General features: G+C 26.5%; 1 protein-coding gene and 1 pseudogene. Both read left to right on the top strand.

All coding sequences use genetic code 11. The features are described from left to right. The coding region (locus tag KPL44_RS25090) for a transposase (protein ID WP_216256124.1) at positions 1-145 on the top strand (145 nt) is incomplete at its 5' end. Between the two features lie 7 nt (positions 146-152). Then, positions 153-731, top strand: a pseudogene (locus KPL44_RS25085) (RNA-guided endonuclease TnpB family protein); the annotation flags it as partial.

Raw genomic sequence — 731 nt, 5'->3', positions numbered from 1 at the left:
AACAAGTAAAGTTTTGAGAGCAGAATTTCAAGAATTAAATAAAATGCCTAGTCTATGGACAAGAAGTTATTTTGTATCCACGGCTGGTAACGTAAGTAGTGAAACAGTAAAAAAATATGTAGATAATCAAAAGACAAGATATTAAGAAGGGGGTGAATGCTGCGTCAAATTATATTTTAACATTAAAATTAAATACAGAAAAATACCAAGAAGACATATTAAATAAAAGATTAGAAATAAGTAGAAGCATTTATAATAGTTGCTTAGGCGAATTGTTTAAAAGATATAATCATATGATAGAATCGAAAGAATATGAGAAAGTAATAAATATGGTTAAAGGGAAAGAAAGGAATAAAAAATTTAATGAATTAAACAAGAGACATGATTTGACAGAGTATTCACTCCATAAATATGTCAAAGCCATGCAGAAACATTTTAAAGATAATGTAGATAGTTTCACTGCTCAAAAGATAGCTTCTAGGGGTTTTAGTGCTTTTCAAAAATTAATGATTCATCAATCAAATAGAGTTTATTTTAAAAAGTATGGTGAAATGAATAGTGTTGAGGGAAAATCTAACAAAACTGGGATTAGGTTTATAGGTAATAAATTAAGATGGAACGGATTAGATATAAATGTGATTATAAATAAAAACGATGAATATGCACAAGTTTCATTATTAAATAAAACTAAATATTGTAGAGTGGTAAGAAAATTAATTCGTGGTAAATAT

Source organism: Clostridium sp. DSM 17811, assembly GCF_018861905.1.
Lineage (GTDB): Bacteria > Bacillota > Clostridia > Clostridiales > Clostridiaceae > Clostridium_AD > Clostridium_AD frigoriphilum.
Note: the sequence above shows the minus strand (reverse complement) of the source record. Positions and strands in the feature narration are given on the sequence as shown.